This window comes from Pseudomonas sp. FSL W5-0299 (genome assembly GCF_005930655.1).
Classification (GTDB): domain Bacteria; phylum Pseudomonadota; class Gammaproteobacteria; order Pseudomonadales; family Pseudomonadaceae; genus Aquipseudomonas; species Aquipseudomonas mandelii.
In genome coordinates, this window is sequence record NZ_RXHX01000016.1 from 1 (window position 1) to 20,944 (window position 20,944).

16 protein-coding genes are annotated in these 20,944 nt (G+C 60.6%); 7 read left to right on the forward strand and 9 right to left on the reverse strand.

Annotated elements, in window-relative coordinates:
- Window positions 1-333 precede the first annotated feature (333 nt).
- From FHL16_RS19085 to FHL16_RS19115, 7 genes are all read left to right on the forward strand, one after another.
- The gene (locus FHL16_RS19085) at window positions 334-1,494 is read left to right on the forward strand and encodes an efflux RND transporter periplasmic adaptor subunit (RefSeq protein ID WP_077748985.1); all 1,161 of its coding nucleotides are present in this window, start codon (window positions 334-336) and stop codon (window positions 1,492-1,494) included.
- Window positions 1,491-4,592 carry a multidrug efflux RND transporter permease subunit gene (locus FHL16_RS19090; RefSeq protein WP_077748986.1) on the forward strand — a complete coding sequence of 1,034 codons (3,102 nt, stop codon included), beginning with the start codon at window positions 1,491-1,493 and terminating at the stop codon, window positions 4,590-4,592. Before FHL16_RS19085 ends, FHL16_RS19090 begins: the two co-directional genes overlap by 4 nt.
- Before the next feature lie 9 nt (window positions 4,593-4,601).
- Window positions 4,602-5,279, forward strand: a complete 678-nt coding sequence (locus tag FHL16_RS19095; RefSeq protein WP_007916978.1) for a heavy metal response regulator transcription factor — start codon at window positions 4,602-4,604, stop codon at window positions 5,277-5,279.
- A complete protein-coding gene (locus FHL16_RS19100; protein ID WP_077748987.1) occupies window positions 5,269-6,633 on the forward strand; it encodes a heavy metal sensor histidine kinase in 1,365 nt (454 codons plus the stop codon). The genes FHL16_RS19095 and FHL16_RS19100 overlap by 11 nt, the downstream gene beginning before the upstream one ends.
- A 274-nt stretch (window positions 6,634-6,907) precedes the next feature.
- Window positions 6,908-7,132 carry a hypothetical protein gene (locus tag FHL16_RS19105; protein WP_010458093.1) on the forward strand — a complete coding sequence of 75 codons (225 nt, stop codon included), beginning with the start codon at window positions 6,908-6,910 and terminating at the stop codon, window positions 7,130-7,132.
- Between the two features lie 194 nt (window positions 7,133-7,326).
- Window positions 7,327-8,646: an OprD family porin gene (locus tag FHL16_RS19110; RefSeq protein ID WP_077748988.1), complete on the forward strand. Its 1,320-nt coding sequence runs from the start codon at window positions 7,327-7,329 to the stop codon at window positions 8,644-8,646.
- A 148-nt stretch (window positions 8,647-8,794) separates the two neighbouring features.
- Window positions 8,795-10,291 (forward strand): sensor domain-containing diguanylate cyclase, encoded by a 1,497-nt coding sequence (locus FHL16_RS19115; protein ID WP_077748989.1) that lies wholly within the window; start codon window positions 8,795-8,797, stop codon window positions 10,289-10,291.
- 148 nt (window positions 10,292-10,439) lie between these two features.
- Here the strand turns inward: FHL16_RS19115 and lpxC are convergent, their stop codons facing one another.
- The 9 genes from lpxC to murD form a co-directional block, all read right to left on the reverse strand.
- Window positions 10,440-11,351 (reverse strand): UDP-3-O-acyl-N-acetylglucosamine deacetylase, encoded by a 912-nt coding sequence (gene lpxC, locus FHL16_RS19120; RefSeq protein ID WP_008147525.1) that lies wholly within the window; start codon window positions 11,349-11,351, stop codon window positions 10,440-10,442.
- 112 nt (window positions 11,352-11,463) lie between these two features.
- Window positions 11,464-12,657, reverse strand: coding sequence for a cell division protein FtsZ (ftsZ, locus tag FHL16_RS19125; protein WP_007943486.1), 1,194 nt, complete (start codon window positions 12,655-12,657; stop codon window positions 11,464-11,466).
- A 107-nt stretch (window positions 12,658-12,764) separates the two neighbouring features.
- Complete coding sequence (gene ftsA, locus FHL16_RS19130) at window positions 12,765-14,024, reverse strand: cell division protein FtsA (RefSeq protein WP_008147519.1); 1,260 nt, start codon at window positions 14,022-14,024, stop codon at window positions 12,765-12,767.
- Between the two features lie 15 nt (window positions 14,025-14,039).
- Window positions 14,040-14,909, reverse strand: a complete 870-nt coding sequence (locus FHL16_RS19135) for a cell division protein FtsQ/DivIB (RefSeq protein ID WP_077748990.1) — start codon at window positions 14,907-14,909, stop codon at window positions 14,040-14,042.
- Window positions 14,910-14,913: 4 nt separating this feature from the next.
- On the reverse strand, window positions 14,914-15,870 hold the full coding sequence (locus tag FHL16_RS19140; protein ID WP_010458115.1) for a D-alanine--D-alanine ligase: 957 nt from the start codon (window positions 15,868-15,870) through the stop codon (window positions 14,914-14,916).
- Window positions 15,867-17,327 carry a UDP-N-acetylmuramate--L-alanine ligase gene (murC, locus tag FHL16_RS19145; protein WP_077748991.1) on the reverse strand — a complete coding sequence of 487 codons (1,461 nt, stop codon included), beginning with the start codon at window positions 17,325-17,327 and terminating at the stop codon, window positions 15,867-15,869. The genes FHL16_RS19140 and murC overlap by 4 nt, the downstream gene beginning before the upstream one ends.
- The gene (gene murG, locus FHL16_RS19150; RefSeq protein ID WP_010458119.1) at window positions 17,320-18,390 is read right to left on the reverse strand and encodes an undecaprenyldiphospho-muramoylpentapeptide beta-N-acetylglucosaminyltransferase; all 1,071 of its coding nucleotides are present in this window, start codon (window positions 18,388-18,390) and stop codon (window positions 17,320-17,322) included. Before murG ends, murC begins: the two co-directional genes overlap by 8 nt.
- Complete coding sequence (gene ftsW, locus FHL16_RS19155) at window positions 18,380-19,597, reverse strand: putative lipid II flippase FtsW (RefSeq protein WP_010458121.1); 1,218 nt, start codon at window positions 19,595-19,597, stop codon at window positions 18,380-18,382. Before ftsW ends, murG begins: the two co-directional genes overlap by 11 nt.
- Complete coding sequence (murD, locus tag FHL16_RS19160; RefSeq protein ID WP_077748992.1) at window positions 19,594-20,940, reverse strand: UDP-N-acetylmuramoyl-L-alanine--D-glutamate ligase; 1,347 nt, start codon at window positions 20,938-20,940, stop codon at window positions 19,594-19,596. The genes ftsW and murD overlap by 4 nt, the downstream gene beginning before the upstream one ends.
- Between the last annotated feature and the right edge of the window lie 4 nt (window positions 20,941-20,944).

The following is a 20,944-nucleotide window of genomic DNA, read 5'->3' on the forward strand; positions in this document are numbered from 1 at the left end:
AAGCGAAGCCGACCGGAGGCGATGCCCCCAGATGAATGCCGGAGCGAAGGAACGCCGAGCCCAGGCGAGGGGCCGGACGCTGGGGCGAAGCGTTTTGGTTCCTTTTGGGCGTTTGCAAAAGGGACTCGCTGTAAGAGCGAAACCGCCAGCAGCCGTTACCGCAGGAATGGATATGTACGCCATCAACAGCAGCATGGTCGGCTACCAGGCCGCCAAGCCCAAACTGACAGCGCCGTCAGTTAGCAGTCACCTTCCTGACCGCCGAACAGGTTTATAAAGGAAGGTATAAACCCGACCCGACTCCCGACCACCTAGCCCGGCGCCCCCACTCGCATGCGAACCCAGAAAAAAACCGCCTTGATCGCAGGCCTGCTGATCGCCCTGGCAGCGAGTGGCGCGTGGTACGCCACCAAACCCGCCACCGCCAAACTCGCCGCGCCCACAGCGATCCCGGTTCGAGTCGTCAGCGTCACCGAAAAAGACATCCCCCGCTACGTCACCGGCATCGGCTCGGTCCTGTCCCTGCACAGCGTCGTGGTCCGCCCGCAAATCGACGGCATCCTCACCAAAATCCTGGTCAAAGAAGGCCAATTGGTGAAACAAGGCGACCTGCTCGCCACCATCGACGACCGCTCGATCCGCGCCAGCCTCGACCAGGCTCGGGCACAACTCGGCGAAAGCCAGGCGCAACTGCAAGTCGCGCTGGTCAACCTCAAGCGCTACAAACTGCTCAGCGTCGACGACGGCGTATCCAAGCAGACCTACGACCAGCAACAAGCCCTGGTCAACCAGCTCAAAGCCACCGCCCAAGGCAATCAGGCGTCAATCGACGCCGCTCAGGTGCAGCTTTCCTACACCCAGATTCGCTCCCCGGTCACCGGCCGCGTCGGTATTCGCACGGTGGACGAAGGCAACTTCCTGCGCATGACCGACACCCTGGGCCTGTTCACCGTGACCCAGATTGACCCGATCGCCGTCGAGTTTTCCCTGCCGCAACAAATGCTGCCGACCCTGCAAGGCCTGATCGGCGACCCCGAGCGCGCACAAGTGAAGGCCTATATCGGCGCCGACACCGACGGCGAAACCGGCAACCTGCTGGGCGAAGGCCACCTGACCCTGATCGACAACCAGATCAACGCCAACACCGGGACCATCCGCGCCAAGGCGGAATTCAACAATCCCGGGCAGAAGCTCTGGCCTGGCCTGCTGGTGACGGTAAAAATTCAGACCGCCCTGGATAAAGATGCGCTGGTGGTCCCGCCCACTGTCGTACAGCGTGGCCTCGATCAACATTTCGTGTACCGCGTCAACGGCGACAAGGTCGAAACCGTCACCGTACAAATGGTCTACCAAGGCAGCGGCCAGGACATCATCAAAGGCGTAAAACCGGGTGACGTGCTGGTCAGCGACGGCCAGTCGCGGCTCAAACCCGGCTCGACCGTGCAGATAATGACCGAGCCGCCGCAAGTGGTGCAATCGGAGTCGAAGCCATGAAGGGCCACGGTTCTGTCTCAGCCTGGTGTATCGATCATCCGGTGGCGACGATCCTGCTGACCTTTGCCCTGGTGTTGCTCGGCGTCATCGCCTTCCCGCGCCTGCCGATTGCGCCGCTGCCGGAAGCCGAATTCCCGACCATTCAAGTCGCCGCACAATTGCCCGGCGCCAGCCCCGAAACCATGGCGTCGTCGGTGGCCACGCCGCTTGAAGTGCAATTCAGCGCCATCCCCGGCGTGACCCAGATGACCTCGAGCAGTGCCTTGGGCTCGACCAACCTGACCCTGCAATTCACCCTAGACAAAAGCATCGACACCGCCGCCCAGGAAGTGCAGGCCGCAATCAACACCGCCGCCGGCAAGCTGCCCAAGGACATGCCGAACCTGCCGACGTGGCGCAAGGTCAACCCGGCCGACAGCCCGGTGCTGATTCTCAGCATCAACTCAACCTTGATGCCCGGCACCGAACTCAGTGACTTGGTGGAAACCCTGCTCTCGCGTCAGATCAGTCAGATCGACGGCGTAGGCCAAATCAACATCACCGGCCAGCAACGTCCGGCAATCCGTGTTCAAGTCTCGGCCGACAAACTCGCGGCCATCGGCCTGACCCTGGCGGACATTCGGCTGGCGATCCAGCAAACCAGCCTCAACCTGGCCAAAGGTGCGTTGTACGGTGAGTCGAGTATCTCGACACTGTCGACCAACGACCAATTGTTCCACCCCGAGGAATACAACCAGCTCATCGTTTCCTACAAGGACGGTGCCCCGGTTCACCTCAAGGATGTCGCTAAAGTCGTCAACGGTTCAGAAAATGCCTACGTCCAGGCGTGGGCCGGTGATCAACCCGGGGTGAACCTGGTGATTTCCCGGCAGCCGGGCGCCAACATCGTCGAAACCGTTGATCGCATCCAGGCCGCCCTGCCCGGCCTCGAAGCCATGCTGCCGGCCTCGGTGCAGGTCAAGGTGCTGGTCGACCGCACCCAGACCATCCGCGCCTCCCTGCATGAAGTGGAAATTACCCTGCTGATCGCGATCATGCTGGTGGTGGCGGTGATGGCGCTGTTCCTGCGCCAATGGTCGGCGACCCTGATTGTGTCCGCCGTACTGGGCGTATCGCTGGTCGCCAGTTTCGCCCTGATGTACATCATGGGTTTCAGCCTGAACAACCTGACGCTGGTGGCAATCGTGGTGGCCGTGGGGTTTGTGGTCGACGATGCGATTGTGGTGGTGGAGAACATTCACCGCCACCTGGAAGCCGGCGACGGCATGCGCGAGGCGGCGATCAAGGGTGCCGGCGAGATCGGTTTTACCGTGGTTTCGATCAGCTTCTCGCTGGTGGCGGCGTTCATTCCGCTGCTGTTCATGGGTGGCGTGGTCGGGCGCCTGTTCAAGGAATTCGCCCTGACCGCCACTTCGACCATCATGATTTCGGTGGTGGTGTCGCTGACGCTGGCGCCGACCCTGGCCGCGCTGTTCATGCGCGCCCCGGTGCATCACCCCCACAGCAAACCCACGTTTGGCGAACGCTTGCTGACAGGTTATGAAAAACTGCTGCGCCGCGCCCTCGCCCACCAGAAACTGATGATCGGGGTTTTCTTTCTGTCACTGGGCCTGGCGGTGGCCGGTTACATCTTTATTCCCAAGGGGTTCTTCCCGGTGCAGGACACCGGTTTTGTCCTCGGCACCACCGAAGCCGCCGCCGATATTTCCTACGGCGACATGGTGAAAAAACACCTGGCGATGGCCGAAATCGTCGCCGCAGACCCAGCGGTTGCGGCGTTTTCCCACTCGGTCGGGGTCTCGGGCAGTAACCAGACCATCGCCAATGGCCGCTTCTGGATTTCCCTGAAAAAACGCGGCGACCGCGACGTCTCGGCCAGCCAGTTCATCGACCGGATCCGTCCGAAACTGATGAAAGTCCCGGGCATCGTGCTCTATCTGCGCGCCGGCCAGGACATCAACCTCAGCTCCGGCCCGAGTCGCGCCCAGTATCAATACGTGCTCAAGAGCAACGACGGCGCAACGCTCAGCACCTGGACCCAACGCCTGACCGAAAAACTGCGCGCCAACCCGGCGTTCCGCGATATTTCCAACGACCTGCAACTGGGCGGCAGCATCACCCACATCAGCATTGACCGCAGCGCCGCCGCGCGTTTCGGCCTGACCGCCAGTGATGTCGATGAAGCGCTGTACGATGCGTTCGGCCAACGGCAGATCAATGAATTCCAGACCCAGATCAACCAATACAACGTGATCCTGGAACTGGACACCCAGCAACGCGGCAAGGCCGCAAGCCTCAATTATTTCTACCTGCGCTCGCCGCTGAGCGGGGAAATGGTGCCGTTGTCGGCCCTGGCGACATTCGATGCGCCAACGGTTGGCCCGTTGTCTATTGCCCACGACGGCATGTTCCCGGCCGCCAACTTGTCGTTCAACCTGGCGCCCGGCGTGGCGTTGGGCGATGCGGTGATCATGCTCAATCAGGCCAAGGCCGACATCGGCATGCCGGCCGCCATGAGCGGCAACTTCCAGGGCGCGGCGCAAGCGTTCCAGAGTTCGCTGGCCAGCCAGCCGTGGTTGATCCTGGCGGCGCTGGTGGCGGTGTACATCATTCTCGGCGTGCTCTACGAGAGCTTCGTCCATCCGTTGACCATTATTTCAACGCTGCCATCGGCGGGGCTTGGCGCGGTGATCATGCTGTGGATCTGCGGCCAGGACTTTTCGATCATGGCGCTGATCGGGCTGGTGTTGCTGATCGGCATCGTCAAGAAAAACGGCATCCTGATGATCGACTTCGCTCTCGATGCCCAGCGCAATCGTGGCTTGCCGCCGGAAGAGGCGATTTACCAGGCCTGTATCACGCGGTTCCGGCCGATCATCATGACCACCCTCGCCGCCCTGCTCGGCGCCCTGCCGTTGATGCTCGGCTACGGCACCGGCGCCGAACTGCGCCAGCCATTGGGCATCGCGGTGGTCGGCGGCTTGCTGGTGAGCCAGGCGCTGACGCTGTTTACCACTCCGGTCATATACTTGTGGCTTGAGCGGCTTTTCCATAAGCCCAAACCCGCACCGATGCCGGCGCTGGCAACCACAGACTGAGGCGGGGTCATGCGCGTTCTGATTATCGAAGACGAAGAAAAAACCGCGGACTATCTGCACCGCGGCCTGACGGAACAGGGTTACACCGTGGACCTGGCGCGCGACGGCGTCGAAGGCCTGCACCTGGCGCTGGAAAGCGACTACGCGGTGATCGTCCTCGACGTCATGCTGCCGGGCCTCGACGGCTTCGGCGTATTGCGCGCGCTGCGTGCGCGCAAGCAAACCCCGGTGATCATGCTCACCGCCCGCGAACGGGTCGAAGACCGCATCAAAGGCTTGCGCGACGGTGCCGACGATTACCTCGGCAAGCCGTTTTCCTTCCTCGAACTGGTGGCGCGCCTGCAAGCGCTGACCCGGCGCAGCGGCGGCCACGAACCCGTGCAAGTGAGCATCGCCGACCTGTGGATCGATTTGATCAGCCGCAAGGCCACCCGCGCCGGCACCCGCCTGGACCTGACCGCCAAGGAGTTCTCGCTGCTCAGCGTTTTGGCCCGTCGGCAAGGTGAAATCCTCTCGAAAACGGCGATTGCCGAGATGGTCTGGGACATCAATTTCGACAGCGACGCGAACGTCGTAGAAGTCGCGATCAAACGCCTGCGGGCCAAGCTCGACGGGCCGTTCGACGAAAAACTGCTGCACACGATCCGGGGCATGGGTTATGTGCTGGAGAGCCGCGGTGTCCAGTAATTCGATTGCCCTGCGCCTGAGCGGGATGTTCACGCTGGTGGCGCTGCTGGTGTTCCTGTTGATCGGCTGGGCCTTGTACCAGCAGGTCGACAAAGGCCTGGGTTTGCTGCCCGAGGCGGAGCTGGACGCGCGTTACAGCGTGCTCGAATCCACCGTCGGGCGATATGGCACGCCGGAGCATTGGGTGAAGATCAACAACAAGCTCAAGTTGCTCGGCGAAGAAGACAAGCGCATCAGTTTCTGGATCATCAGCGGCGACCCTCATTACGAATACGGCAACCTGACACCGCAGATCCGCGCCTTTGCCGAAGGGCCCCTGGGGATGCGCGACATGACGTTGCCGGACCAGCCTTATCCGCTGAAAGTGCTGGTCAGCCAGTTCCCGGCCAAGGATCAACGGCCGCCGCTGCGTTTCATGATCGGTATCGACACCGAGACGTTTTTCCAGACCCAGCATCATCTGCTGATCGCGCTGATCAGCCTGGCAATTATTGGCGTGTTGCTGGCCTCGGCGCTGGGTTATTGGGTGGCGCGAATTGGCCTCAAACCCTTGATCAAGTTGTCGCAGGAAGCCCAACGCCTGGCACCGCCGTTGCGTTCCGGGCGTTTGCGCTTATCGCCGCTGCCGCCGGAGCTCAATCAGTTCGTCAATTCGTTCAACTCCACACTGGAGCGGGTCGAGCAGGCCTATTCGCGGCTTGAGTCGTTCAACGCCGACGTCGCCCACGAACTGCGCTCGCCGCTGACCAACCTGATCGGCCAGACCCAGGTCGCGCTGACCCGTGGACGCTCGGCGGAACACTACTTCGAAGTGCTGCAATCGAACCTCGAAGAGCTGGAACGGCTGCGTTCGATCATCAATGACATGCTATTTCTTGCCAGCGCGGATCAGGGCAGCAAGGCGACCAAACTGACTTCCACCTCGCTGGCCGACGAAGTGGCCACGACTCTGGAATACCTGGATTTCATTCTTGAGGATGCGCAGGTTCAGGTGCAGGTCAGTGGAGATGCGCAGGTGCGGATCGAGATTGCGCATCTGCGCCGGGCGTTGATCAATTTGCTGAGTAACGCGGTGCAACACACTGGGCCCGGGCAGGTGATTGAGGTGCGGATCGAGGTCGAGGAGCACCAGGTGAGCATCGGCGTGGCCAACCCCGGGTCGCCGATTGCCAGCGAGCATTTGCCTCGATTGTTCGAGCGTTTTTATCGCGTCGACGCATCGCGCAGCAACAGCGGGAATAACCATGGGCTGGGGTTGGCGATCGTCAAGGCGATTGCGCTGATGCATGGCGGTGATGTGTTTGTGCGCAGTGATCACGGCATGAACACCTTCGGCATCCACCTCCCTGTCTAGACCCTTCCCTGTGGCGAGCGAGCTTGCTCGCGCTGGGCTGCGTAGCAGCCCCCCAATCAGCCACTCAGGTTCCTCAGGAAAATCGGGGGGGTGTTTGCGACTGCTGCGCAGTCGAGCGCGAGCAAGCTCCCTCGCCACAAAAGCCATATCCCGCTGCTGGCTACTGTTGCTTTTAGCGCAACAGTCCTTTCATGAATCCGCTCTTTTTCCCCCGTCCAATCCCCCTTATCTTTGCCGCACCAAACAGCACTTGCCAAGCAAGAAGGTTTTAAAGATGTCCAACACTATGGGTATTGCCAGCGCTTTCGTTTTGTCCTCTTTGTTCCTGTCTCCGTTCGCCGTGGCTGAAGAATCGCCGGCCTTCGTCGCGCACAATGCCGCACGCGCCGCTTCGTATGAAGAGCATCAGGGCGAAATGACAGCCAAGGCTAAAGAGGCTGCGCAAACCCCTCAAGCATCAATGTCTTCAAGCCAACCACGGGTTGAGAAAGACAGCTGATCCGACCCGTTTGCTCCTTTTCCCTCGACACTTTTCATCGGCTCTTCCCTTTGAAAAGTTGTCTTCAAAGCCGCTGCTATCAGCGGCTTTTTTTCGTTGTGGTTTAAACGCCGTCCAGTTCGTCTTCACTGACAAGAAATATTTTTCACTTCAAGAGTATGAAGTGTTTAGTTGACCAAGGAGCTTTACCGCAAGTGCGTTTCCCTCTCCGTTTCAACCCGCTGTTCATTGCAATCGCTGCAACGATGACCCCCGCCGCCTACGCCGCCGACGAATCCAGTCAGGAAGGTTTTGTCGAAGGTTCGAGCCTCAACCTTAATGTCCGTAACTACTACATGAACCGCAACCGCCTGCAGCAGACGGACGACAACATCGAGTGGGGTCAGGGTTTCCTCGGTCTCTTTGAATCGGGTTTCACCCAGGGCACCGTCGGGTTCGGCGTTGACGCCCACGCCATGCTGGGGCTCAAGCTCGACGGCGGTGGCGGCACGGATGGTTCGAGCATCCTGCCGATCAGCGATGGCAACGGCAAAGCGCCTGGGTCGTTCTCAACGGCGGGTGGCACGCTGAAAATGCGTGCTTTTGATACCGAGTTGAAGGCCGGCGACCTATTCCTCACCAACCCGGTAATTGCCGGCGGCGAAACCCGCATGTTGCCGCAGACCTTTCGTGGGGTCAGCCTGACCAACCACAGCTTCGACGGCTTCCTGATCGAAGGTGGCCAGGCGAGCTTCACCAAGCCGTACAACCAGAGCGGTCACACCCGCATCGGCACCTCCTACGGCAGCCTGGCAGACGGTGACGACAGTCAGCACCTGAACTGGGCCGGTGTGGCGTGGAGCGGTCTGCCGGGGTTGACCAGCAGCCTGTACGCCTCCGAACTCAAGGACATCTGGAACCAGTACTACTACGACCTGGATTACACCTACGCGCTGAACGACCTGGTCAGCCTCAACCCGGGCCTGCATTTCTATCACACGCAAGACACCGGCGATGCGCTGCTGGGTAACATCGACAACAACGCCTACAGCCTGCATTTCACCGTCGGCGTGGGCTTTCACAGCGTTACGGCGGCGTATCAGCGAGTCAACGGCAACACGCCGTTCGACTACATCAGCCAGGGCGACAGCGTCTTCCTCGACAACTCCCAGCAGTATTCTGACTTCAACGGCCCGAACGAGCGCTCGTGGAAACTCAAGTACGCCTACGACTTTGCCGGTCTCGGCCTGCCCGGCCTGACCTCGGCGCTGTCCTACTCCCGAGGCGAGCTGGACCTGACCAAAGTCGATCCGGACAGCCGCGGCTACGCCTCGTGGTACAGCGCCGACGGCAAAAACGCCAGGCACTGGGAGCGCGACATCGATCTCAAGTATGTGATCCAGGGCGGCAAGGCCAAGGATCTGGCGGTGCGCATGCAATGGGCCACCAACCGCGGCGGCAATGGCTATGGCGCGCTGGATCAGGACACCGATGAATACCGGGTGATCGTCGACTACCCGCTCAATGTCTTCTAAGCTTCACTAAGCAAAAGGCCAGCATTTTTTTGCTGGCCTTTTTTTTATCCGGCATTTATACAAGCGCTCTGGACGCGACCGGTTTCTGGAACTCTGCCCGATTCTTGTAAAAAACTTTTATAACGCCTTATTTGCAGAAGTCAGAACCATGAGTGTGAGCAATGAGAAATCTCAACATCCGATCAGCTCGACACGATCGGAGCAACTTCTGACTCTCGGCAGTGTGTTGTTGGTGATTGCGATATTCAGCATTGTGACCTTCCTGCTGATCCGTGAACGCGCCAACGCCGAGTTGTCCGCCGCTCGCGCCGCCAACAACATCGTGCAATTGATCGACGCCGATGTGCTGCGCAATGTCGAACTCTATGATATTTCCCTGCTGGGTTTGATCGCCGCCTCCCGGCGAGAAGATCTCAAGAGCGTTTCTCCCACCATTCGCCATCTGGCCTATTTCGACCGCGCCACCGCCGCGCCGTACAAGGGCGACATTTTGTTGCTCGACAACAAGGGCGATGTGATCGCCGACTCGGCGTCGGTGGAACCCAGGCAAGGCAACTACGCTGATCGCGAATACTTCCAGTCGCACGTGAACAACCCGGCCCCGGGCATGTTCATCAGCCCGCCCTTCCGGGCCAGGTCGGCCGAACACGATTGGCGTATCAGTTTCAGTCGACGGGTGAGCGGCTCCCAGGGTGAGTTTCTGGGGGTTGCCGAAGCCGCCATGCGCTTGAGTTACTTCGATCAGTTGTTCAACAGTTTGAGCATCGGCCGCGACAGCACGGTCAATCTGATCAGCAAGAACGGGATTCTCCTGGCCCAGCAACCACGCCTGGCCGAAGAGCTGATCGGCAAGGATTTCAGTAACCGCCCCAATTTCCAGCGCATCGTCAAAGAAGGCAACGGCAGCTTCACCAGCATGTCCGATCTATACCGTGACAAGCGCCTGTACACCTTCTCCAAGGTCGGAAATTTGCCGTTGATCGTCATCGTTGCACTGTCCAGTGATGAAGTCTTTTCGGCCTGGAAACGCACTGCAGTGGTGGTCAGCTCTGCAACCGCTGCCTTGTGCGTGAGCCTGCTGTGGCTGACGTGGGTGCTGCGCCGGGAATTGCGCCGGCGTCACAATGCCGAACACGAACTGGCGCAACTGGCCGCCACCGATGCGTTGACGGGGCTGGCCAACCGCCGGACGCTGGATCAGGCCCTGCGCCATGAATGGTTTCGCGCTCAACGTTCCGGCATGCCTTTGTCACTGATGATGATTGATGCCGACCATTTCAAAGCGTTCAACGACCGCCATGGCCATCAGGCCGGCGACGAAGCGCTGCGCTCGCTGGCCAACGTTATCAGCGCCCACGTGCGACGACCGGCGGACCTGGCTGCCCGTTATGGCGGCGAGGAGTTTTCGGTGATCCTGGCGGAAACCGATAGCGCCGGTGCGCGGCAGATTGCCGAAAACATCCGCAAGGCCGTTGAGCAGTTGCCGCTGGTTGAGGGAGCTGATGGGCCGATGACTGTCAGTATCGGGATCAGCACCTGGACGACAGCGACGGATATCAGCCTGGAGAGTTTGCTGTTTGCGGCGGACAAGGCGTTGTATCAGGCCAAGGAAAACGGACGGAATCGGGTGGTCGACACGGCTTGAAATCTGCGGTGTCGCTACTGGCCTCTTCGCGGGCAAGTCGGATCGCCGCACCGCTCGCTCCTACAATGGCGCTCGGTCTACCTCTTTCCCGCGGGCATAAAAAAAGGCCACCCGAAGGCAGCCTTTAAAAACTAGAGAGGTTTTTGACTTACACGGCCGCTACGGGACGCATGTAAGAGATCGGTGCAGTGCTGGCGTCTTCGAAAGTCACGACTTCCCAAGCATCTGTCTGCTCAATCAACTTGCGCAGCAGCTGGTTGTTCAATGCATGTCCGGACTTGAAGCCCTTGAACTCACCAATCAGGCTATTGCCCAGCAGGTAGAGGTCACCAATTGCATCGAGGATCTTGTGCTTCACGAATTCGTCTTCATAGCGAAGGCCGTCTTCGTTCAGTACACCATCCGCGTCGACCACAATAGCGTTTTCAACGCTGCCGCCGAGTGCGAGGTTGTGCTTGCGCAAGTACTCGATGTCACTCATGAAACCAAAGGTACGGGCGCGGCTGACTTCTTTTACGAACGAAGTGCTGGAAAAATCCACGCTTGCACTTTGTGTGCGGTTACGGAAAACCGGGTGATCGAAATCGATCTCGAAACTCACCTTGAAGCCTTCGAAAGGGACGAAAGTGGCGCGCTTGTCGCCGTCTTCCACTGTCACTTCCCGCAGGATCCGGATGAACTTCTTCGGTGCGTCCTGTTCTTCCAGGCCGGCCGATTGAATCAGGAATACGAAAGGTCCAGCGCTACCATCCATGATCGGGACTTCGGACGCGGAGAGCTCGACGTAGGCGTTATCGATGCCCAGGCCAGCCATGGCCGAGAGCAAGTGCTCCACCGTATCCACTTTGGTGTCGCCACTGACCAATGTGGTCGACATCGTGGTTTCACCAACGTTTTCCGCGCGGGCAGGAATCTGCACCACAGGGTCGAGGTCGGCACGAACAAACACAATGCCGGTGTCGATAGGTGCAGGCTTGAGGGTCAGGTAAACCTTCTCCCCGGAGTGCAGGCCTACACCTGTAGCACGGATAATATTTTTCAGTGTGCGTTGTTTAATCATGGCTTGGGCCGCTTCAGCGCAAATTGCGAACTGGTATCAACAAAGGCTGGCGATAATAGCAGACCAGACCTTTGCTGAACACCAATCACCTTCATAGCCCTGATACATTCCATCAATCAGCCTGACGACGCAGGAAAGCCGGGATGTCCAGGTAATCCAGATCATCTTGCGGATTCATCTTCGCGGCAGTCGCAGCACCGGCCTGAGCCTGGTTGCGCATGACGGTCGGACGGTCCAGGTCACGGTAATTTACCGCCGGTTGTTCCTGACGAGCGGGCGCCGATTGTTGCGGCTGGGAGGCCATGGAGGTGTGAACGGTGTTGTCGATGACCTTCACAGGCTTCTCGATCTTCGCGCCCAGACCGGTGGCAACCACAGTCACGTGCAGTTCGTCGCGCATGTCCGGATCGATAACGGTACCGACCTTGACCATCGCGTGCTCGGAAGCGAAGGCTTCGATGATGCTACCCACGTCGGAGTACTCACCCAGGGACAGGTCAGGACCGGCGGTGATGTTCACCAGGATGCCGCGTGCACCTTGCAGGTTCACGTCTTCGAGCAACGGGTTGCGAATGGCCGCTTCAGTGGCCTCACGTGCACGGTTCGGACCGCTGGCGCAGCCAGTGCCCATCATCGCCATGCCCATTTCGCTCATTACAGTCCGTACGTCGGCAAAGTCGACGTTGATCATGCCCGGACGCTTGATGATGTCGGAGATACCGCGAACTGCACCGGCCAGTACATCGTCGGCCTTGGCGAAAGCCGACAGCAGGCTGGCGTCTTTACCGAGGATGGTCAGCAGCTTCTCGTTGGGAATGGTGATCAACGAGTCGACGCTTTCAGACAGCAGACGAATACCTTCGTCGGCGATCTGCATACGCTTGCGGCCTTCGAACGGGAACGGACGAGTCACCACCGCAACGGTGAGAATCCCCATTTCCTTGGCCACTTCAGCAATGATCGGCGCAGCACCGGTACCGGTACCACCGCCCATGCCGGTGGTGATGAACACCATATTGGTGCCCTGCAGGACTTCGGCAATGCGCTCACGGTCTTCGAGAGCGGCCTGACGACCTACTTCAGGGTTGGCACCGGCGCCCAGACCTTTGGTAACGCCGGTACCCAATTGCAGGATGGTCCGCGCGCCGATGGATTTCAGCGCCTGGGCATCAGTGTTGGCGCAGATGAATTCAACGCCTTCAATGTTGCTCTTGACCATGTGGTTGACGGCGTTGCCGCCGCCTCCGCCAACACCGATAACTTTAATAACCGGGCTTGCGGGGATGTTGTCTACGAGTTCGAACATTTTCCCTCTCCTTTACGTTCTCTAGTTTTTTCGCCTACTGCTTTTACTGCTTGTCGCTTTTACTGCTTGCTCTTGCGGCTTGTAGCTTGCCGCTTGAATCTGCTTCGTCAGAAGTTGCCTTGTACCCAGCTCTTGATGCGATCGAGCAAGGCGGCTTTCGGTTCTTCATTGCTGTAGCTGTCGCGGCTGCTGATGCCCGAGAACGAAATCCCGTCGGACTGCTTCTGCAGGCCGTACATCAACAGGCCTACGCCGGTGGAATAAATCGGGTTGCGGACCACGTCGTCCAGGCCCTTGACGCCATGGGGCACGCCCAGGCGGACCGGCATGTGGAAGATCTCTTCGGCCAGTTCGACCGCGCCTTCCATTTTCGAGGTACCGCCGGTCAGCACGATGCCGGCCGGGATCAGGTCTTCGTAGCCACTGCGGCGCAGTTCGGCCTGGATCAGCGTGAACAGTTCGTCGTAACGCGGCTCGACCACTTCGGCCAGGGCCTGGCGGGACAGCTCGCGCGGTGGACGGTCGCCAACACTTGGCACCTTGATGGTTTCACCGGCACCGGCCAGCTTGGCCAGGGCGCAGGCGTAGCGAATCTTGATTTCTTCGGCGTACTGGGTCGGGGTGCGCAACGCCATGGCGATGTCGTTGGTCACCTGGTCGCCCGCAATCGGGATCACCGCGGTGTGACGGATCGCGCCTTCGGTGAAGATCGCGATGTCGGTGGTGCCGCCGCCGATGTCCACCAGGCACACGCCCAGCTCTTTCTCGTCGTCGGTCAGGACCGAATAGGCCGACGCCAGTTGCTCGAGAATGATGTCGTCGATTTCCAGACCGCAGCGACGCACGCATTTTTCAATGTTCTGTGCGGCATTGACGGCGCAGGTCACCACATGGACCTTGGCTTCCAGACGCACGCCCGACATGCCCAGCGGCTCACGAACGCCTTCCTGGTTATCGATCACGTAATCCTGCGGCAAGGTGTGCAGTACGCGCTGGTCAGCCGGGATCGCCACGGCCTGGGCGGCGTCGAGGACACGCTCAAGGTCGGCGGAGCTGACTTCGCGATCACGAATCGCCACGATGCCGTGGGAGTTCAGGCTGCGGATGTGATTGCCGGCCACGCCGACGAACGCCGAGTGGATCCGGCAACCGGCCATCAGCTGCGCTTCTTCGATCGCGCGCTGGATCGATTGCACGGTGGACTCGATGTTCACCACCACGCCTTTCTTCAGGCCACGGGACGGATGAGTGCCGATCCCGACGATTTCGAGCGTGCCGTCGTCCGAGACCTCGCCGACCAGCGCCACCACCTTGGAGGTGCCGATATCGAGACCGACGATCATTTTGCCGCTTTGCACGTTTGCCATGGGTCCTGCCTCTTCTTAATTCTTCGCGACAGCGGGTTGGGCTGTCGTGGGCGCTACAGGTTCCCGCCAGCCAACAGCAAGGCCGTTGGCGTAGCGCAGATCGATGCGCGCAATGTTCGTAATCTGTTCTTTAAGCGTCTTGTCGTAGATGGCAATGAAGCGGCGCATCTTTTCCACCAGCTTGCCGCGTCCCAGCAGCAGTTCGATCCCCGGGCCCGCGCTGCCGGCGCCGGTGGTCAGGAACCAGCTGCCTCGTTCACGCAACTCCAGGCGTGCAATCGAGAAGCCCATCGGCCTGAGCATCTGGCTCAGCACCTGGTATTGCTGCATCACTTGCTGTTGCGCCCGTTGTGGGCCGAACAGCTGTGGCAAATGTTCGTAATTGGCCAGCTCACGCGGGGTGAACGCCTGGCCCTGGTTGTTCAACAGCGATTCATCGCCCCAACGGGCTATCGGCAGTTGTTCTTCCAGGCGGATCACTACTTGATCCGGCCACACCCGACGCACTTCGGCGTGGGCAATCCATGGCATCGTTTCAAGTTCGGTGCGCATGCTCGCAAGATCGATGGTGAAGAAGCTCGACGCCACATAAGGGGCGATTCGCTGCTGCACCGCTTGCTGGCTGATGTAACTCAAGTCGCCCTGCACAGCGATTTTGGTGATCGGCCGGTCGGCGTAGGGCAGCAAACGCTGCGCGCCTTCGTAAGTGCCGAACCCCAGCGCAACCAACATCACCGGCCAGAACAGGCTTTTCAGAAAACCAAAATTGGCTTTCGGCAGGCGCGCAGACATCGGCTCTTTGGCCACCATTCGGCTCGCGCCCCGTGGCACCGGCTTGCGGCCGGGTGCTGGAGGGGGCTGATGTCTCAGCTGTGCGCCTTGCATGGTCTTAACCCCGCGCCTCGATACTTGCGGCCAGAATCGCCAGAACCAGTTGCTGGAAATCCAGACCGGCGGCACGGGCCGCCATCGGCACCAGGCTGTGATCGGTCATGCCCGGTGCGGTGTTGACTTCGAGGAACCAGAACTGCCCGTCGGCGTCCTGCATCACGTCTGCCCTGCCCCAACCGGCGATACCCAGCGCCTCACAGGCTTTCGCCGTGAGGTCCATCAATTCTTTTTCCTTGGTGCTGTCCAGGCCACACGGGATCCGGTACTGAGTATCGGAAGCCACGTACTTGGCGTCGTAGTCGTAGAAGCTGTGCGTGGTGCCCAGGGCAATCGGTGGCAACACCTGGTCACGCAGGGTGGCGATGGTGAACTCCGGACCTTGAATCCATTGCTCGACCAACACTTGCGAATCGTAGGTACTGGCCGCTTTCCAGGCGTCGATCAATTCCGACGCGGACGTCACTTTGGCCATCCCGATACTTGAACCTTCATGGGCCGGTTTGACGATCAAAGGGAAGCCCAGTTCCGTCGCTGCCGAAATACAATCAGCCTCTGAGCTCAGTACCGCGTGACGTGGCGTCGGGATGCCGAGGCTGTGCCAGACCTGTTTGGTCCGCAGCTTGTCCATGGCCAGTGCCGAAGCCAGGATGCCGCTGCCGGTGTAGGGAATACCCAGGCATTCGAGCAGGCCCTGCATGCTGCCGTCTTCACCGCCACGACCGTGGAGGATGACGAAGGCGCGGTCGATCTTTTCGTTCAGCAAACGCTGCAGAAGGTCATCGCCCACATCGAGGCCGAACGCATCCACACCGGCGCTCAGCAGCGCGTCGAGTACCGCGTTGCCCGACTTCAGGGACACCTCACGCTCGGCACTCTTGCCGCCGAACAGCACGGCGACGCGGCCGAAGTCTTTCGGCGCGACCGTGGAGACGAGGTTGGCGTAGGCAGCAGTCATTTCAACTTCCCCACAGTCGGCGCGGCAACAGCACCCGCAAATAGCGGACTGGCCAACAGTTTCGGGGCGAGACCACCGATATCACCGGCGCCCTGGCACAGCAGTATGTCGCCGGCACGCAGCAGCGGCTTGACCAGTGGCGCGAGGTCGACTCCGCGCTCGATGTAGATCGGGTCGAGCTGACCGCGCTGACGAATGCTGTTGCACAGCTTGCGGCTGTCGGCGCCCGGAATCGGTTCTTCACCGGCCGGGTAGACTTCCATCAGCAGCAAGACGTTGGCATCGGCCAGTACATTGACGAAATCGTCGTACAGGTCGCGGGTACGGCTGTAACGGTGCGGCTGGTAAACCATCACCAGACGGCGCTCCGGCCAGCCACCGCGGACGGCCTGGATCACGGCCGCGACTTCGGTCGGGTGGTGACCGTAATCATCGACCAGCATGACGTTGCCGCCATCGACCGGCAGTTCGCCGTAGACCTGGAAGCGTCGACCGACACCCTGGAAGCCGGACAGGCCCTGGACGATGGCTTCATCGCTGACGCCCTCGTCGGTGGCGATGCAGATGGTGGCCAGCGCGTTCAGCACGTTATGGTTACCCGGCATGTTCACCGAGACATCCAGCGGCTCGCGATCAGGGCGGAGTACGGTAAAGAAGGTCTGCATGCCTTGCTGGCGCACATTGATGGCGCGCACGTCGCAGTCATCGCCGAAGCCATAGGTGACCGTCGGGCGTTTCACCAGCGGCAGGATTTCACGAACCACCGGATCGTCCAGGCACACCACCGCCAGACCGTAGAACGGCAGGTTGTGGAGGAACTCGACGAAGGTTTTCTTCAGTTTGTTGAAGTCACCGTCATAGGTCGCCATGTGGTCGGCGTCGATGTTGGTGACCACGGCCACCAGCGGCTGCAAGTGCAGGAAACTGGCGTCGCTTTCGTCGGCTTCGGCGATCAGGTAGCGGCTGGTGCCCAGCTGGGCATTGGTGCCCGCGGCATTCAGGCGGCCACCGATGACGAACGTAGGGTCCAGGCCACCGGCCGCGAACACCGAAGCGATCAGGCTGGTGGTGGTGGTTTTGCCGTGCGTACCGGCGACGGCGATGCCGTGGCGATAACGCATCAGCTCGGCCAGCATTTCTGCGCGTGGCACCACAGGGATGCGACGTTCCAGCGCGGTAGCGACTTCCGGGTTGGACGTGTTTACGGCGCTGGATACCACCAGCACGTCAGCGGCAGCGGCGTTTTCAGCACGGTGACCGATAAAGATGTGCGCGCCAAAAGACTCGAGACGCTCGGTCACGGGCGAAGCTTTCAGGTCGGAACCGGACACTTCATAGCCCAGGTTCAACAACACTTCGGCGATGCCGCACATGCCCACGCCGCCGATGCCGACGAAGTGGATGCGACGGATGCGGCGCATTTCCGGTTGCGGCATGGCTTTCTGTTTCTCAACCATGGGCCACCTCCAGGCAGGTATCGACCACGTTACGGGTGGCATCGGGTTTGGCCAGGCGGCGTGCCGCAGTGGCCATGTCGTTGAGTCGTTGTGGTTGCATCAGGACCTCTGTCAGGCGTGCGGCAAGATCCGCTGCGCCAGTCGTTCTTTGCGGCATCAGGAAGGCAGCGCCTTCACGGGCCAAATAATCGGCGTTGCGGGTCTGGTGATCGTCGATCGCGTGGGGCAATGGCACCAGCATCGAGGGCAGACCGGCGGCAGCCAGCTCACTGATTGTCAATGCGCCTGCGCGGCACACCACCAGGTCGGCCCAGCCATAGGCTTGGGCCATGTCTTTGATGAAAGGCTGCACTTGCGCCTCGACGCCAGCCGCGCGATAGCGCTCTGCAGTCACTTCATCGTGGTTTTTGCCGGCCTGATGAAACACTTCCGGGCGCAGGTCGGGGGCGACTTGCGACAGGGCTTCAGGCAGCAACTTGTTCAACGGCTCTGCGCCCAGGCTTCCGCCCAGAATCAGCAAACGCGCCTTGCGACCCGCCAGGGCGGGGCGCTGTGTTTCGAGGAACAGCTCGGTGCGCACCGGGTTACCGGTGGTCCGACGGCTGTCCGACAGGGTAAAGGTGTCGGGGAACGCTTCACAGACTCGGGCGGCCAACGGCACCAGCAACCGATTGGCGGTACCGGCCACGGCGTTCTGTTCATGAACGATCACCGGCACGCCGGCCAGTTTGGCTGCAACGCCACCGGGGCCGGTCACATAACCACCGAAGCCGACCACACACACTGGCCGCAGCTGACGAATGATCGCCCGCGCCTGCCAGACGGATTTGAGCACCATGAACGGCGCCTTGAGCAGGGACAACTTGCCCTTGCCGCGCAGACCGGTGGCGTTGATCCGATGCAGCTCGATACCGGCCATCGGCACCAGGTCGTTCTCGATCCCGCGCGGTGTTCCGAGCCAGTGCACGGTGTAACCGCGGGCCTGGAATTCGCGGGCGCACGCCAGCGCCGGGAACACGTGGCCACCGGTACCGCCCGCCATGATCAAGACGTTAGCGCCCATGGGTCGGCTCCTCGGCGAAGTCGCTCTCATGGAACTCCATCTCTTCGCTGCCCAAGTGGGTTCGACTCTCCCACTCGATGCGTAACAACAAGCCGAGACAGGCACCGCAAATCACCAACGAACTGCCGCCATAACTGAGGAACGGCAGGGTCAGGCCTTTGGTCGGCAACAGGCCAACGTTCACCCCGATGTTGATCAGGAACTGGCCGATCCACAGGAACGACAGGCCATAAGCGATGTAGGCGGCGAAGAATTGCTTGGCCTTCTCGGCCCAATAGCCGATGTACATGCCACGCACGCAAACAAAGACGAACAACGCCACCGTGCACAAGGAACCCACGGCACCCAGCTCTTCGGCAAGGACTGAGAACACGAAGTCGGTGTGGGCTTCCGGCAGGTAGAACTGTTTCTGCACGCTGTTGCCCAGGCCAACGCCCAGCCATTCGCCGCGACCAAACGCGATCAACGCCTGCGACAACTGATAGCCGGCACCGAACTGGTCGGCCCATGGATCGGCAAAGTTGGTCAGACGCGCCATTCGATACGGCTGAACTTGAATCAACAGCACCACCGCCCCGACCGCCAGGACCACCATCAAGGAGAAACGGAACAGTCCGACCCCGCCGAGGAACAGCATCGCCGCCGCCGCGCCCATCATGACAACGGTGGCGCCGAAGTCCGGTTCCATCAGCAACAGACCGGCCATGGGCAGCAGCACGATGAACGGCTTGAAGAAGCCCATCCAGCTTTCCCGCACTTCTTTCTGGCGACGCACCAGATAACCGGCGAGGTAGATCACCACGAATACCTTGGCGATCTCGGATGGCTGGACGTTGAAGAAACTGAAACCGATCCAGCGCATCGAACCGTTCACTTCACGGCCGATCCCCGGGATGATCACCATCACCAGCAAACCGAATGCGCCGAGCAGCATCAGCCAGCCCAGGCGCTGCCAGGTGGCGATCGGAATCATCATGGTGACGACGCAGGCACCCAGGCCCAGCACGATGTAGATCAAGTGACGAATCATGTAGTACAGGGCACTGCCCGACTGCACGGCCGCCACTTCGGTCGACGCCGAGGCAATCATCACCAGCCCGAGACCGATCAAGGCCAGGCAACCGGCGAGCATCGGGAAGTCGAGGTCGATCCCGCGTCCGGTGATGATCGGCGACGGATAAGGCTTGATGATGTTCATCAGGCTCATACCAGATCCTCCACGGCGCGGACGAACTGGTGACCACGGTCTTCGTAATTCTTGAACATGTCGAAACTGGCGCAGGCGGGCGACAGCAGCACGGCGTCACCCGGTTCGGCGATGGCGCGGCATTGGGCAACCGCTTCATCCAGCGAACCGACGCGAATCAGCGGCACGGCATCGCCGATGGCCTGGCCGATCAAGTCGGAGTCACGGCCCATCAGGACCACGGCGCGGCAATTGGCTGCCACCGGGTCACGCAAATCCTTGAATTCGGCACCCTTGCCATCGCCACCGGCGATCAGCACGAGTTTGCCGTCGATGTCCGCACCCAGGCCTTCGATGGCCGCCAGTGCGGCGCCGACGTTGGTGGCTTTGGAATCGTTGTAATAGCTCACGCCGTCCAGCTCACGAACCCACTGGCAACGATGTTCCAACCCGGCGAAGGTGCGCAGGCTCGAGAGCATGGCGTCGAACGGCAGGCCGACGGCATGGCCCAGGGCCAATGCTGCCAACGCGTTGGACTGGTTGTGGGCGCCACGAATTTTCAACTCGCGCACCGGCATCAGGTTCTGGAATTCGAAGGCCAGGTACTTCTCGCCGTCTTCTTCGCGGATACCGAAAGCCTTGAAATCGGGCTTGCTCAAACCGAAGGTCCAGCAAGGCTGGCCCTCGCCCATCAGCGGACGGCTCAGGGCGTCCTGACGGTTGACCACAAACTGTTTCGCGCCACGGAAGATCCGGTGCTTGGCCAGGTGATAGGCCGGCAGACCGCTGTAGCGGTCCATGTGGTCTTCGCTGACGTTGAGCACGGTCGCCACTTCGGCGTTGAGTTGATCGGTGGTTTCGAGCTGGAAGCTCGACAACTCCATCACGTACAACTCGACGTCGTCGCTGAGCAAATCCAGCGCCGGCGTACCGAGGTTGCCACCGACAGCGACACGCTTGCCCGCCGCCACAGCCATCTCGCCGACCAGCGTGGTGACAGTGCTTTTCGCGTTGGAACCGCTGATGGCGACAATCGGCGCCTTCGCGTTACGCGCGAACAGCTCGATGTCACCGGACAATTTCACGCCACGGGCGGCGGCAGCCTGCAGGGCCGGAGTCGCCAGCGCCAGGCCGGGGCTCACGTAGAGTTCGTCGGCACGGCACAGGAACTCGACGTCCAGCTCGCCACAACGCACTTCCACGTGCGGATAGTCACGCTTGAGCGCGGCCAGTTCCGGTGGATTTTCCCGCGTATCGGCCACAGCAAACGACGTGCCCCGGTTCGCCAGGAAGCGAACCAGGGACATGCCGCTCTTGCCGAGGCCGACAACGATGCGGAAGTGGTCAGAAGCGATCAGAGACACTCGT